This is a genomic window from Alicyclobacillus fodiniaquatilis, from assembly GCF_042678105.1.
Taxonomy (GTDB): Bacteria; Bacillota; Bacilli; order Alicyclobacillales; family Alicyclobacillaceae; genus Alicyclobacillus; species Alicyclobacillus fodiniaquatilis.
Window position 1 is genome coordinate 37899 of sequence record NZ_JBHUCX010000020.1, and the last position, 14592, is coordinate 52490.

At 47.3% G+C, this 14592-nt stretch carries 14 protein-coding genes; 13 read left to right on the forward strand and 1 reads right to left on the reverse strand.

Features of this window, described 5'->3' with window-relative positions:
* Positions 1-6 precede the first annotated feature (6 nt).
* From ACFSB2_RS06570 to ACFSB2_RS06625, 12 genes are all read left to right on the forward strand, one after another.
* A complete protein-coding gene (locus ACFSB2_RS06570; protein ID WP_377942238.1) occupies positions 7-1164 on the forward strand; it encodes a transglutaminase-like domain-containing protein in 1158 nt (385 codons plus the stop codon).
* A 193-nt stretch (positions 1165-1357) separates the two neighbouring features.
* Complete coding sequence (locus ACFSB2_RS06575; RefSeq protein WP_377942239.1) at positions 1358-2401, forward strand: zinc-binding dehydrogenase; 1044 nt, start codon at positions 1358-1360, stop codon at positions 2399-2401.
* 43 nt (positions 2402-2444) lie between these two features.
* The gene (locus ACFSB2_RS06580; RefSeq protein ID WP_377942240.1) at positions 2445-3125 is read left to right on the forward strand and encodes an orotidine 5'-phosphate decarboxylase / HUMPS family protein; all 681 of its coding nucleotides are present in this window, start codon (positions 2445-2447) and stop codon (positions 3123-3125) included.
* The gene (locus ACFSB2_RS06585) at positions 3125-4033 is read left to right on the forward strand and encodes a sugar phosphate isomerase/epimerase family protein (RefSeq protein WP_377942241.1); all 909 of its coding nucleotides are present in this window, start codon (positions 3125-3127) and stop codon (positions 4031-4033) included. Before ACFSB2_RS06580 ends, ACFSB2_RS06585 begins: the two co-directional genes overlap by 1 nt.
* Positions 4034-4092: 59 nt before the next feature.
* Entirely contained in the window at positions 4093-5415 is a 1323-nt protein-coding gene (locus ACFSB2_RS06590; RefSeq protein ID WP_377942242.1) for a nickel pincer cofactor-dependent isomerase, group 22, read from the forward strand.
* Between the two features lie 44 nt (positions 5416-5459).
* Entirely contained in the window at positions 5460-5720 is a 261-nt protein-coding gene (locus ACFSB2_RS06595; protein ID WP_377942243.1) for an alpha/beta fold hydrolase, read from the forward strand.
* 284 nt (positions 5721-6004) lie between these two features.
* Positions 6005-6970 carry an aminoglycoside phosphotransferase family protein gene (locus ACFSB2_RS06600; protein WP_377942244.1) on the forward strand — a complete coding sequence of 322 codons (966 nt, stop codon included), beginning with the start codon at positions 6005-6007 and terminating at the stop codon, positions 6968-6970.
* Between the two features lie 54 nt (positions 6971-7024).
* Positions 7025-8143, forward strand: a complete 1119-nt coding sequence (locus ACFSB2_RS06605; RefSeq protein ID WP_377942245.1) for a phosphotransferase — start codon at positions 7025-7027, stop codon at positions 8141-8143.
* Positions 8140-8697: a nucleotidyltransferase family protein gene (locus ACFSB2_RS06610; RefSeq protein ID WP_377942246.1), complete on the forward strand. Its 558-nt coding sequence runs from the start codon at positions 8140-8142 to the stop codon at positions 8695-8697. The genes ACFSB2_RS06605 and ACFSB2_RS06610 overlap by 4 nt, the downstream gene beginning before the upstream one ends.
* A 50-nt stretch (positions 8698-8747) precedes the next feature.
* On the forward strand, positions 8748-9203 hold the full coding sequence (locus ACFSB2_RS06615) for an NUDIX hydrolase (RefSeq protein ID WP_377942247.1): 456 nt from the start codon (positions 8748-8750) through the stop codon (positions 9201-9203).
* A gap of 160 nt (positions 9204-9363) precedes the next feature.
* Complete coding sequence (gene murA, locus ACFSB2_RS06620) at positions 9364-10671, forward strand: UDP-N-acetylglucosamine 1-carboxyvinyltransferase (protein WP_377942248.1); 1308 nt, start codon at positions 9364-9366, stop codon at positions 10669-10671.
* Positions 10672-10798: 127 nt separating this feature from the next.
* Positions 10799-12394, forward strand: coding sequence for a DHA2 family efflux MFS transporter permease subunit (locus tag ACFSB2_RS06625; RefSeq protein WP_377942249.1), 1596 nt, complete (start codon positions 10799-10801; stop codon positions 12392-12394).
* A gap of 34 nt (positions 12395-12428) precedes the next feature.
* On the opposite strand, the gene ACFSB2_RS06630 is transcribed toward ACFSB2_RS06625, so the two are convergent.
* Positions 12429-12704 carry an ATP-binding cassette domain-containing protein gene (locus tag ACFSB2_RS06630; RefSeq protein ID WP_377942250.1) on the reverse strand — a complete coding sequence of 92 codons (276 nt, stop codon included), beginning with the start codon at positions 12702-12704 and terminating at the stop codon, positions 12429-12431.
* Positions 12705-13219: 515 nt separating this feature from the next.
* Here ACFSB2_RS06630 and ectB point away from each other — a divergent pair.
* Positions 13220-14506, forward strand: a complete 1287-nt coding sequence (gene ectB, locus ACFSB2_RS06635) for a diaminobutyrate--2-oxoglutarate transaminase (RefSeq protein ID WP_377942251.1) — start codon at positions 13220-13222, stop codon at positions 14504-14506.
* Positions 14507-14592 lie beyond the last annotated feature (86 nt).

Below are 14592 nucleotides of genomic sequence, written 5' to 3' on the forward strand. Positions count from 1 at the left end.
AATAAGATGGACCGTCGATTTCAATGGAGCCTGCTAGAATACAGACATACTGAGAAGTCTTGCTTCTTCGACGAATATATATGGGCGAATGAACCAGAATTAAGAGCGTACGTTCGTAGGGAGACGGGCTTGCAGGAGGTACTTTCCTCCATCGAATCTGAATGGAATCAAATTCTTAAAATGATGGATTGGGTGAACAATCTATCTGCCCATCAAGGAATAAACGAAGCACCGGATCTTGGTGCACTCCAACTCCTGCAGGGTGTGCAGGCTGGTACTGTAACTTTCCGCTGTGTGGAATTTGCCCACATGTTTCAGCATATTCTCTCAGCTTATGGTATTCCTGCAAGGGTAATCGGTGTGAGGCGTCCTGATTCTCACATAGGTTTGGGAAAAGGACATGTGGTCGTTGATGTTTGGAGTAATGATTTTCAAAAGTGGATTGTATTGGACCCTCAACTGAATACGTTTTATACCGACCACAAGGGTACTCCATTGTCTGTGTTTGAACTTCATGACCGTGTAAGGGCTGGAATGTTCGATGACATTATCATGTCACGCGGATCTGAATTGAGCGTCGAATTAGATGGTGTCGAAGCCCGAGACAACACGAATTATGATTCATTAGAAGTTCCCGTCGGATTTGAACGTGATGAAATATGGGAGTCACTACCCGAACACGGTGATTTCGCTGGATTTGTTCGATTCTGGCAAGAATACTACCATCAGTTCGTTGTTAGAAGGACATATCGCTTTAATCGGGCTAAAAGTGAATCGGGCAGCAGTGGTGGGAATGAATTGTACTATTACGCTTCGCATGAAATGCCGCCAATTGTCTTCCAACGAATGCGGCAAACCTGTGAATACACATGTGAGCGCTCCAAAATTGACTTTCCAATAAACGGGGCAGAAATACAGTGGACTCCTATTGAAGTGACGGAAGAAACGCCTATCGAAGACACTCGGCGCATCACCTTACATTTAAAACACTCGATGCCCTGGTTTGATCATTTCGATGTCATTGCGAACGGCGAACATTTCAGATTGAACAAAAATGAAACAGACATTCAGCTTCAAGCTGATGAAAATTGTATCTCGATCACGCCTGTCAACGACTCTGGAAGAAGAGGTAGTACAAGCGTTGTTAAAATGTACGTAAATTAGTCTCGAAAATTTCCGGAGCTTCAGCCGTCAGTAACCACACGCTTCTTGGCGAAAGACGTAGATTGTGAAAACTAAGGTTGTAGACATGTCCAGCCTAACCTACCGGTAACCGCTTTCAATCACAGACTCGTTCTGCTATCCTATGTTCAAATAAGTCAACCAGAGTTGGCCTAATCAAAAGTGAGGGATACTCGTGAAAGCTGTCGTCAATTACGGTGGAGGTGCCCATCAAGTTGAAATTCGGGACGTGCCCGTGCCGGATAAGCTGGGCGCTCATGACATATTGATTCAAGTGCAGGCAGCTGGCGTCTGTGGCAGTGATTTGCACATGTATCACGACACACAAGGGTTCGCGGTAAAACGGCCTGTTACGCTGGGACATGAGTTTTCCGGCGTCGTCGCAAAAGTCGGTTCAGATGTGACACTTTTTAAAGTGGGGGACCGGGTTGTGAGCGAAACCCCTGCCTCAGTCTGTGGAACGTGTATTTACTGTCGCACAGGCAGCTATAACCTGTGCCCCGAACGCCTCGGATTTGGCGTGCTCGTGGACGGTGCGATGGCAGAGTACGTGAAAACGAGAGAGGCCATCGTGCATCGCATTCCAGATGATGTTTCCTTTGAACAGGCGGCGCTGACTGAACCTTGCTGCGTGGCGTACAACGCTGTAGCGCATCACTCGCACATTCGTCCAGGGGACGATGTCGTCGTATTCGGGCCAGGTCCCATCGGTCTGTTGTGCGTGCAAATCGCCAAGCTGTTTCACCCGGGGCGCTTGACCGTCGTCGGTACAGCAAGAGATATCAAACGGCTGGAAGTTGCCAAGTTGTTTGGCGCAGATCAAGTATTCGTTGCTGGGCAAGACGATGTGACAGAAGCGATTCTATCTTATGGCGATGGATTTGGGCCAGATCTCATCCTTGACGCCGTAGGGGTTTCCCAGACTTTGAAGCAAAGCATCGATATCGTGAGGCCAGCGGGACAAATCACGAAAATTGGCTGGGGACCAGCGCCAGTTGGCTTCTCGTTAGATCCCATCATTCAGAAAGCCGTGCGTTTGCAGGGCTCTTTCAGCCACACATATCCGATGTGGGAGAAAGTGTTGCTGCTCATGGCCAAAGGCGAGTTGGATCCGATGCCGATGGCAAAAACATACCCGATTGAAGCGTGGCAGCAGGCTTTTGAGGAAATGGATTCACTCGCACACGCAAAATCGATTCTATTGCCAAACCCGTCTTGATTTATCTGTATCTTTACAAAATATCAATATTTGGAGGCGTCATATGAAACCCATCGTGCAAATTTCTTTGGATGTCACTTCAATAGACGAAGCGCTGGCCATCGCCAAAATTGCCGTAGAAGCAGGTGTGGATTGGCTGGAGGCGGGAACGCCGCTCTTGCTTGGCGAAGGGCTGCATGCAGTGGCCAAACTGCGCGAAGCTTTTCCAAACCACCCAATCATCGCCGATTTAAAGACGATGGATGGCGGATATCTGGAAGCTGAGATGATGGCAAAGGCCGGGGCAACACATGTCGTCGTGATGGGCGTTGCCTGTCCGGCCACTGTTCGCGCGGTGGTCAAAGCGGCCAGAACATACGGCATCAAAGTCATGGGAGACATCCTCGCAGCAGCGGATCCTGTTGCCTGCGCGCAAGCGCTGGAAGCAAATGGCGTTGACTACGTGATTGTGCATACCGGATTCGACGAACGTGGCGAAGATCCAGCGCGCAGTCCGTTCGATCACCTGCACGATGTCGTCAAGGCGGTATCGGTTCCCGTCCAAGCAGTGGGCGGCCTGTCCATCGACCAAGCTGCCGAAATGCCGAGCCATGGCGCGCCATTGGTTGTTGTCGGAGCACCGTTGGTGATTGATCGCAAAGAATTCCGCGCGAGCACGGAGCCAGATGAACTTCGGCACATTTTGCAACAACTCGTCGCAAAGGTAAAGAGCCAGGAGGTGTGATGCAATTGCCGCGAATTGCCGTGTTTCCGAAAGCGTATATGGAAGAGTTGTCTACAGGGAAGATGGATTTGATGGAATGGATAGACCTTGCCTCCACACTAGGGGCAGATGGTCTGGAATTGTATCCGTTATTTTTCCGTCAAACTGATCAATCCTATTTGAACACTGTCATAGACAAAGCCGCCTCTTACAATTTGACGATCCCGATGATGTGCGCTTCTCCGGATTTTACGCATCCTGAATCGACGTTTCGGGCCAAAGAAATTGACAAGATGAAACGGATGATTGATCTCATGGCTGCAATTGGGCCATCTGATTTCCGCAGTTGCCGCGTTTTATCGGGGCAGAGGCGACCTGAAGTCTCGCGTGAAGATGGTATCAGATACACGGTAGAGTCCATTCGAGCGCTGTTGCCTTATGCCGAACAGCATCAGGTTCACTTGGTGATGGAAAATCACTATAAAGATGGATTCTGGATTTATCCCGAGTTCGCCCAATCACTCGATGTGTTTCTTGAAATCACCCAACAGATTTCTTCGCCGTGGTTCGGCATCAATTACGATCCGTCCAATGCGCTGGTGGCCGGGCAAGATCCGCTTGCCGTACTCGCGCAAGTGAAATCGCGTGTGTTGACGATGCACGCCAGTGATCGCTATCTAAAAGACGGATACACGTGGGAATCCGTGACGAGCCACGAGATGGAAGGCTACTCCCAGGCGCTGGCGCACGGCGTGATCGGCAAAGGGATGAATGATTATGACGCCATTTTCAGTCAATTGGCAGAAGTTGATTTCGATGGCTGGATTTCGGTCGAGGATGGCTTAAACGGGTTGGATGAAATGCGGCAGTCAGTGACATTTTTGAAGCAAAGTGTGGCAAAGCACTTTCAGCACACAACTCAAGCGTAAAGCAGACGAGGTAGTGGCGTGGTTCCAACGATATCGGCTATACGAGAGGAGTGCAGGAAATGAGCGTCATTCGCCAACTTGTAGAAGCTGTTCCCCTTCCGAAAATGGTGGAAATCGGTCAGCGGTTCCCAAACCCGACTGTCGAGGACATCGATCATACGGTCAACCGCGCCTTTGCTGCCGAAGCATCGAGCATCGCCTGGCCAGCATCAGGCGAGATTGCCGTGGTCGTCGGCAGCCGGGGAATCTCGCAGATTGATAAAGTCACCAAAGCGGTCGTAAGCCACCTCAAGAGCCGAGGGTATCAGCCATTTGTGATCCCTGGGATGGGCAGCCACGGTGGAGCGACATCCGAGGGGCAGAAGGAAGTTTTGGAGAGCTTGGGCGTCACTGAGGATTTTGTTGGCGCCCCCATTCGAGCCTCGATGGAAGTCGTTCAACTTGGACAGCTTTCCAACGGATTGCCGATTTACATGGATAAACTCGCGCACGAGGCGGATGGCATCGTCGTGATCAACCGGATCAAACCGCACACTGCATTTCGTGGGACGTATGAGAGTGGCATTGTGAAGATGATCGCCATTGGGCTTGGCAAACAAAAGGGCGCCGAATCCTGCCACAAGTTGGGATTCGGGCACATGGCTGAGCACATCGTCCAAGTGGCTGAGGTGTCGCTTCGGACGGGGGCTATTTTGGCGGGCGTGGCAATCATCGAGAATGCGTATGACCGGATCGCGGACATTCAGGTGCTGCCTGCGAATGATATCCTCGACCGAGAACCTGCCCTGTTGACGCGGGCGAAAAGCCTCATGCCGCGGATACTGCTGGATGCGTTCGACGTATTGGTGGTTGATGAAATTGGCAAGAACATCAGTGGAGATGGCATGGATCCGAACATCACAGGTCGCTATCCGACCCCTTTTGCGACGGGCGGCCCAAAGGTGACCCGGATCTGCGTCCGTCGCCTCACGGAACACACGCATGGAAACGCAAATGGAATTGGCCTGGCAGATACGACGACGAAGCAGGTGTTTGAGGCCATTGATTTTGAGAAGACATATCCGAACGCGTTGACCTCCACGGTCATCGAGCCAGTCAAACTCCCGATGGTACTCGAGAACGACAAACTGGCCATCCAAACAGCGATTAAAACATCCAACCTACTGCGGGAAGAGGACGTCAAATTGGTGCATCTTCGCACAACTTTACAATTGGACGTGATTCGCGTCTCAGAGTCGTTGCTTCCGGTTTTAAACAATCGAGCTGACATTGAGATTCTTTCTGATCCGATGGAGTGGGACTTTGACGCTAACGGCGCCTTAAATGTCACACGGAGTTGGTGTGGAAGTTACGGTCAAAACCCGAGTCATGGTAAGGGTTAGTATCCCAAGGATTGGCGGTGATCATCATCAAGGGGTATCTCAACGTGCAAAGCAAGAAAATCTACTATGAAATTTATGGAGAAGAAAACCTTCCAACATTTTTATACCTGCACGGTGGACCTGGTATAGGATCATATGATTTCAATTTCATTCAAGGAGAGCGATTGTCCAGATATATTCACCTCATCTCTATTGACCAAAGAGGATGTCTGCGATCAGATGCTATCGATGATGAGGAGGATTTTTCTATACAGGATCTTGTTGCAGACTGCGAAGAGATCAGGCAGCACTTCGGAATAAAATGATATACCAGCAGAAGCTAAATCAGGAGGCACTTTCCCCAATAACCGACAAGCTCTCGTTTATTAGATGTCCAGTCTTGCTCATAAAGGGGAAATATGACCCGGTTTGTAGTGAGAATCAGACAGAAAGCTTCCTTTCTAAGGTAAAGAACTCATCGACGATTGTTTTCGAAAATTCAGCCCACATGCCACGGCACGAAGAACCAGAATTGTTTGCTAAAACAGTGGGATGGTTTGTTGAACATAAGTGTTGAACTCCGCATAATTTTCCAAAAAGACTGTTTTAGTTGAATAAGAAGGTGGGCTGTATCAATAGCCGGTTTGACAGGATCTTATCTGCAGAACAAAAGGTACATATCAGTGCGAGATGGAATGAGATTTATGTGGAAAAACTGTTATCCATATTGGAGACATTCAGTCCTAAATGGCAGTTGAGCAATATTCAGTTGTACCCTTTCTATTCCCAGAACTGTGTCTTCACTTGCTTCTCAGGTATGTTTGGTGATGCGGTGATAAAAGTTGGATATTCTCCACTAGAAAATGAATACAACTGTTTGCACGAATTCGCAGGAAGAGGGGCCTGTGAAGTATTCGCTTGCGACTTAGCACATCATGTCATTTTGGAACAACGGATCACACCAGGTACGACGCTATTGGAAGTTACGAATCAGGACGACCGAATCGATAAATTCGTCTCACTCTTCGAGAATCTACACGTTGTACCAAGCGCCGATGCAGCGTTTCCGACAATTCATGAGGTGATGAATAGACGACTTGGGTACATCCGAACGAGAGAAGATTGCCACTTCCTTTCGCGGGTAATTGACAAAGCAAAAAATACGCTGCAATCACTTTGTTCGAAATGCACAAACCAAATATTGTTACACGGCGACCTTCATCACCAGAACATACTGCTGTCGCAGGACCAAAATTACCTGATTATTGATCCGATAGGGTATATAGGTGATCCTGTGTTCGACGTCTCACGATTCATCATGCTGGAGTTCGACGATAATTTGACGAGTGCACCGGAATGCGAAATCCTAGAGTTTATTTCAAAAGTGGCAGATAGATTACACATGGCATCTAGTTTACTGATCCAGTGCCTGTTCGTGGACAACGTTACGTGGCTATCTTCTGATTTGCAACACGGAGAAAGTCTAGACGATTCCCAGTTTATTGTTGATAACATTTTTGTTGCTGAAAGATTACTACATTCCTGCGCAGTATCCGATAGTGGTCTATCCAAATGATTTGGTAGCATCAATACAGTTTGCTGATGAGGTGGGATTTTGGAGAGATTACGATTGCTTGAAGAACATCAAAGTAGTTTACATACATGCTTATCTAGGCTGTTTGGTAGAGATGAGATTGAAATTGTGGACTATGCTATCACATCAATCAATACGCCCATGAATTTCACGACAGATGGAATCTTTAAAATCCGTGGAAACGCGAAAGTAGGCTACCAAGTATATGAATGGTCAATCGTAGTAAAAATCATAAAACCTGATAGTCAAGAGAAAAACGATCCGAGTCACCATAATTACTGGAAGAGGGAAGCCTTAATACATTCGTCTGGACTTCTCACAAAACTGCCTCCGATCGTCTCTTTTCCGCAATGTTACTTGGTAGAGGAGAAAACGGACGGTACTGTTTGGCTCTGGATGGATGAAGTTAAAGTTGATAATGACCGCCTCTTTTCACAGGATGAGTGGGCCTTTATAGCAAGGCAAGTTGGTTTTCTTAATGGGGCTTACTTATCTGATATGCCTCTTCCAGAGGAACCATGGATCTGTCGCCAGTGGCTCCGTTCTTGGGTTGATGGGTGTAAAAAGTACGCAAGTGATCCATTTCAGCACTATTCAAAGATTCACAATCGATTTTCCCAAATTGACTCGCTATGGGCACGATTCCTACAGTTCGAAGCGAATATGGACAGACACATTTTGGCATTGAATCATTTGCCTCGTGTGCTTGCCCACCAAGACCTAAGCAAAGGAAACATGTACATATCGAATACAGACCTAGGACCAAAGCTCACGCTGATTGACTGGCAATTCATGAGCGTTTCAGGACTGGGAGAGGATTTAGGCAAGTTATATGGTGTGGCAATGAGTCAAGGAAACATCCCGCGTGATAGTTACGAGTTTTACAAGGAACTTCTGTTTCAAAATTATATGGATGGTCTTACCAATGCAGGGTGGCAAGGTAGTATTTCCAGACCAAGATACGGATTCTGTGTTTCACTGGCCTGTAGAAGTGTTTGGGAAGTACCAAAACTTTTAAAAATATTGGTCGACTCAAATATGACAGAAATGAAAGATGAAGCAGTTGAGCTCATTCGTATTAATAAGATTCACATGGACTGTGCGAAGGAAGCGGAACATTTAAGCCCATATATAGGAGGAAATGATTTTCGATGAATGAGCAGAATATCATAAAGTTGATATCCGATGATAATTGGATGATGCACGTGCTTCGTTTAGTTCGATCATTGAAATTGCCCGATTGGTGTGTATGTGCTGGGTTTGTTCGGTCGAAAGTTTGGGATCATCTTCATGGGTTTGATACTTCTACACCGTTATCTGATGTTGATGTGGTGTACTTCGACGCTGATAACACAAAAGAAACCCCAGAGAAGGCGTACGAGAAAGTTCTGCAGCAATTAGATGCTTCGATTCCTTGGTCTGTAAAGAATCAGGCAAGAATGCATACGAAAAATGGTCATGTACCGTATGTTTCAACCGAAGACGGTCTGGCGAATTTTCCTGAAGTATGTACCGCGATTGGTGCTCATTTGGACGATAATGACCAAATGCGGTTGATTGCTCCGTATGGAATTGATGATCTGGTGAACTTAGTGGTGCGTCCCACGCCGTTTTTCACCGCCGAGGATAAGAAAGATGTTTATGCACAACGAGTGGATTCAAAAAGATGGAAGCAGACTTGGAACTGCCTTAGCATCATCCGCGTTTAAACTCACGCAAATGAGGTCGTAAAATGACTCACGAAGGGAGTGGACTAAATTTGGGGTACATAGAAGAAATACGCCAGTTGGTCGGCCACAGACCACTTATTCTCGTCGGTTCGGTTGTCATTATCGAATCCGGGGGCAAAGTTTTGTTTCAAAAGAGAAACGAGACGAATGAGCGGTGGGGATTGATTGGCGGATTGATGGAGATTGGTGAGTCGGCAGAAGAAACCGCCCGAAGGGAGGCTTTTGAGGAAACAGGACTGCATGTAGGCAATTTACGCCTTGTCGGAGTGTTTTCTGGCGCAGATTACTTTATTCGAGCCCAAAACGGAGACGAGTTTTTCGCAGTGAATATTGTATACGCAACGAACGATTTTTATGGTAACCTCACAATTAACGATCATGAATCATTGGCATTGCGCTTCTTCAGACCAGAAGAATTGCCCGGCAACATTGCAAAGTCACACAGGACGATTTTTGAACACTACAAAACCCACTTCATAGACTGACATAACATAAGTTCATAAACTTTGGTATCATCTCTTCATCAAAAAACAATTTTTCCAATATTCCGCCTCCGTAAGGCAGAATGTTCAATCATGAACCATGAGAAGTCGTTGCATATTAATCATCAAACTTAGATGAAAAGTTTGGACGGAGGTTTAAAAATTGACTTACCTAAGAGTGATTGGTGGAGTCCCGCTCAGTGGCACAGTTCAAGCGGATGGTTCGAAAAACTCAATTTTACCGATCATGGCTGCGTGCCTTCTGGCAGACAGCGAGGAATCCGTGATTGAAGGCGCGCCAGCATTGACCGATATTGATTCGCAGTTGGCCATTTTAACTGGGCTCGGAGCAAAAGCGGATCGAGATCCGCACGGTAGACTACATATATCCGCTTCAAATATCAAAACCACAACTGTACCTTTTGAACTTGCCAAGAAACTTAGAGCTTCATACTACATGGCCGGAGCGCTATTGGCGAGAGTTGGCCATTTTAAGGTGGCGTTGCCGGGGGGATGCAATATCGGTGAGCGTCCCGTGGATCAACATATCAAAGGGTTTGAAGCCCTTGGTGCGACTGTAAAAATTGAAGGTGGCTACTTGATTGGCCATACGCGTAGTCGCCTAAAAGGCAATGAGATTTACTTGGATATTCAAAGCCATGGTGCAACCATCAATATTATTCTTGCAGCCACGCTGGCCACCGGGCAGACCATCATCGAAAACGCGTCTAAAGAACCTGAAATTGTCGATCTCTGTAGTTTTCTCATCAAAATGGGCGCCGATATACGCGGTGCTGGAACGAACGTGATCCGAATTCAGGGTGTTGATAAATTGACCGGGCAGTCACATCGAATCATTCCTGACAGAATGGAAGCAGGAACTTACATGATAGCTGCTGCTATGACGAGAGGTAGCGTTTATGTCGAACGCTCCATTCACTACCATCTAAGCCCCCTTTGCGCAAAACTTCGGGAAATGGGTGTCACAGTAATCGACGATACGAGTGGGATCTATGTCAATGCCGAACGCCCACTTAAACCCACAGTTTTAAAGACGTTGCCGTTTCCTGGTTTCCCCACAGATCTACAGGCACAAATGACGTCCCTTTTGGCGATAACACAGGGAACCAGTATGATTACCGAGACGGTATTCAGCAACCGATTTCAGCATGTTCCTGAATTGATTCGCATGGGCGCAAGTATGAAGGTCGAAGGCCAAACGTTAATGATCGATGGTGTACGCAAACTGTCTGGCGCACATGTAAAAGCAACCGACTTGCGTTCTGCTGCTGCACTTGCGCTAGGTGGGTTGGCGGCAGAGGGCGAGACAATTATCGACGGATTGGATCATCTGGATCGGGGATATAGTTGCTTTGAGGCCAAATTGCAAAATCTAGGTGCTTCAGTGCATCGATTTGGAAATGGGGCCAAGCTTCATCTGGTGAGCAGTCACGATGCCATCGGCGGTTGATTTCCAACGTTGACTTCCTATAAAATCCACCCTATGCACGGACTGGGATTGTTGTTTCTGGATATTATCCCATTCCAGAATCCAAACTGCTATTATGGATTGGGAAAGATAGGAGGTCGAGTTCAACGTGGCAGAAACAGCGGCTCCAGTGTACGAAATAGAGCGGATCAAGTCACCGGCTTTGCAGATGACCATCATCATTCTTGGCGTCTTCATGGCCATTTTAGATACGAGCGTCGTCAATGTTGCAGTCCCCAAAATGGAAACGGCCCTAGACGCAAGTACAGATCAAATTCAATGGGTCGTCACAGCATATATGCTGGTCTTGGGCATGCTGATTCCCATTTCCGGCTGGCTCACCGATAAGTTCGGCGCAAAGAAAGTGTTTCTCTTTGCCTTGACGACGTTCACCATCGGCTCGGCGCTTTGCGGTATATCATGGGATCTTGCCTCCATCATTACATTTCGCATACTCCAAGCACTTGGCGGAGCCCTGATGCAACCTGTGGCGATGGCGATGATTTTTCGCATTTTCCCACCCAATCGCCGTGGGACAGTCATGGGAATTTTCGGAATTGCGATGATGGCTGCTCCTGCTTTTGGACCTGCGCTGAGTGGATATTTAGTGGACTATTGGTCATGGCGGTTCATCTTTTATATCAACGTCCCGATTGGGATCGTCGCAGTGATTCTGGGTGTATTTACGATGCACGAATTTCCACATGGCACAAAAGGCAAATTCGACACCTTGGGCTTTATCTTCACCGTTGTCGGTTTTGGCAGCCTGTTGTACGGGTTCAACAAAGTGTCTTCCGACGGCTGGTCTTCGGCGCAAGTGGAGACCTTTCTTTGGGGAGGTATTATCTGTCTCTTCATTTTGGTTCTGATTGAATTGAACGTGAAGAACCCGATGATCCAGTTGCAGGTGTTGAAAAACTACCAGTTCAGCATGAGCCTTCTCTTGGTTTCGGTTGTCAGCATATCCATGTTTGTGGGGATATTTTTCCTCCCGTTGTATCTGCAAAACATCCGAGGCTTTACCGCAGTTCGGACAGGACTGTTCATGACACCTGCCGCATTGGCCTCAGCCATTATCATGCCGATCAGCGGTCGCTTATTTGACCGCATTGGCGCACGTCCGTTAGGGGCAGTCGGACTTGCCATCGTCACCTTGGCAACGCTTGGATTCACCACGCTAAGTGTCAATACCAGTTCGTCTACCATTCAGTGGCTGTACATTGCCCGTAGCGCTGGTGTTGGTATGGCGATGATGCCCATCATGACTGCAGGCATGAATACGGTGCCGTTTGAATTGACCAGTCAGGGAACGGCAATGAGCAACACAGTGCGCCAAGTTGCATCCTCTTTGGGAACTGCCATCCTGACGACATACATGACCACTCAATCAAAGATTTCTGCCGCACATATGTCTTGGCAGGTGACACCGGCCTCTTCTTCTGGACAATATTTGCTGCGGATTCAACAAACCTTGCAGGCACAGGGCATGTCGCTTCAAGCGGCGAAAGCAAGTGCACTATCAATGATAAGTGACTTGATCCAAGAAAAGGCCTTCGTCGTCGGCATGAACGACGCATTTATGGTGGCCACGCTGTTGACTGCATTTGGTGTCATTGTCGTCCTATTCTATTCGAGCAAGAAGGGGAAGGAAAGACGTAGAAACAAATCAGCAGAGCCAAAGAAGGATCAACTGCTGCTCGAATGACTTTTTGCAAGGTTTTTTTAGAGCGCTTTTGGGATTAACCGGTGCGCAAATTGCTTTTTATCACTTCTCGCTTTCCAGCGGATGGCGGAACCAAGCCAGTTATCAGACGCAACAGCGTGCTTTTGCCAGAGCCATTGGATCCGATGATGCCAAGTGTCTCTTTTTCATAGATGGTCAGCGTGATTCCATCTAGTACACGTCTCCTTGCATACGACTTCGTAGCCTGAACAAGTCGCAACGAATGGCGACAACGTGTGTACTCACCGCTTTTGCTACCGCCCCAGGTTCGAAATCGGGTATGTCCATACATCTTTCCAACCCTAGTAACAATGAGGTAACTGACTATAGAAAATGTGCCTGCTTTCTGAGGAATTATCTATGCATTATGATTATTCTTGTAGGAAGGGGAGATGGCCATGCATAAAGGTCCACAAGGCATCCGGATCCGGCAAGGTTAAAAACAACGCGTTCACAAGTGAGATATCACATTGACCACTTCAATAGGGCTATGGGTGTACCTAGCCAGTATCGAAATATATGCAACTGGAACACCCAACTCCTCGAATAAAGTAAGGGCATTCCCAGTCATCACATCCCCAGTGCGACCTCCCTTCGAAATGGAATTTGATGTGTGTCCAACAGCTGATGAGGAAGTTCAATATTCCCTGATCAGGCAATACATCAACCAGTGTCCTACGGCCATGATCATTCATAAGCGTAAGCGCTGAGCCTTCGTACAAGCCATAGGCCTATGCTCTCTCATGTGAAGGTTGGCCTCGCAATGTGTGACGGCGACACGAAGTAACGATTCAGGAGGGATTAAACATGAAATCTCTATTGGATAAGACGTCGAACATGAGCGTTTTCGAGGAACTTGAATCTGAAGTAAGAAGCTATTGCAGAAGTTTTCCAATTGTATTTACACAAGCAAATAATTATATGCTTCGGGATACTGACGGCAAAGAATATATCGATTTTTTTGCCGGAGCCGGCGCTTTGAATTATGGACATAACAACCCAAAATTGAAGAGAAAACTGGTCGATTATATTATGAACGATGGAATAACTCATAGTTTGGACATGGCTACTTCAGCCAAAGCGGAATTTCTAAAAAGATTTAACGAAGTGATTTTAAAACCGCGCGGACTGAACTACAAGGTCATGTTTCCAGGCCCGACAGGCACGAATTCGGTGGAAAGCGCACTAAAGTTAGCAAGGAAGGTAAAAGGCAGAGAAACAATCATGAGCTTTACGAACGCCTTTCACGGCATGACGTTAGGTTCTCTGGCCATTACCGGCAATAGATTCAAAAGACATGGCGCAGGCGTGCCCTTGTATCACAGCGTTTTTGTCCCATTTGACAAATACTACGGTGATAAAGTAGACACCATTGAACATGTAGAGCGGGTCCTGGATGACGGGGGCAGCGGTGTTTCCCTTCCTGCGGCGATGATTCTAGAAACCGTTCAGGGGGAAGGGGGTATCAATGTAGCTGATTATGAATGGCTAAGAAAACTTTCCTATATTTGCAAAAGAAGAGGGATTATTCTGATCGTGGACGATATTCAGGCAGGTTGCGGCAGAACCGGGACTTTCTTTAGCTTCGAAAAAGCCGGGATCGAACCGGATATTGTCTGTCTTTCCAAATCGATAAGCGGTTACGGACTGCCGATGGCCATCACATTGTTGAAGCCGGAGTTGGACATTTGGGAGCCAGGGGAACATAACGGGACATTCCGGGGCAACAACATGGCGTTCATTACTGCTGCAGAAGCCCTTTCTTACTGGGAAAATGATGAACTTTGCCGACATGTGGAGAGACATGGAGAGACAGTACGTCTTTTTCTGGAAGATTTAATCAAAACATATCCGAATATGAAGGGAGAAGTGCGGGGAAGAGGCCTGATGCAGGGCATTGCCTTTGGTATTGAAGGCCTTGCGACCAAAGTGTGCAAGACAGCTTTCGAACAGGGGCTAATCATGGAGACCGCCGGAGTGAATAGAGAGGTAGCCAAGGTCATGCCCCCACTCACGATTGACCGCGAAGGACTTGAACACGGTTTGAATATTTTGGCATATAGCGTCAAAGCTTGGAGCAAAGATTTTAACTAGTATTTCAGCGAGTCCAACTTCGTCTTGGGTTCGACAAAAAAGATGATTCTTGTTCTAAGCGCAAGAATCATCTTTTTACTGTACGC

Bases quoted from the DNA above. Each gene is read 5' to 3' on its own strand.
- ACFSB2_RS06580 (WP_377942240.1), top strand. From the start codon at position 2,445: ATGAAACCCATCGTGCAAATTTCTTTGGATGTCACTTCAATAGACGAA.
- ACFSB2_RS06590 (WP_377942242.1), top strand. From the start codon at position 4,093: ATGAGCGTCATTCGCCAACTTGTAGAAGCTGTTCCCCTTCCGAAAATG.
- ACFSB2_RS06630 (WP_377942250.1), bottom strand. From the start codon at position 12,704: ATGTATGGACATACCCGATTTCGAACCTGGGGCGGTAGCAAAAGCGGT.
- ACFSB2_RS06610 (WP_377942246.1), top strand. From the start codon at position 8,140: ATGAATGAGCAGAATATCATAAAGTTGATATCCGATGATAATTGGATG.
- ACFSB2_RS06585 (WP_377942241.1), top strand. From the start codon at position 3,125: ATGCAATTGCCGCGAATTGCCGTGTTTCCGAAAGCGTATATGGAAGAG.
- ectB (WP_377942251.1), top strand. From the start codon at position 13,220: ATGAAATCTCTATTGGATAAGACGTCGAACATGAGCGTTTTCGAGGAA.
- ACFSB2_RS06570 (WP_377942238.1), top strand. From the start codon at position 7: ATGGACCGTCGATTTCAATGGAGCCTGCTAGAATACAGACATACTGAG.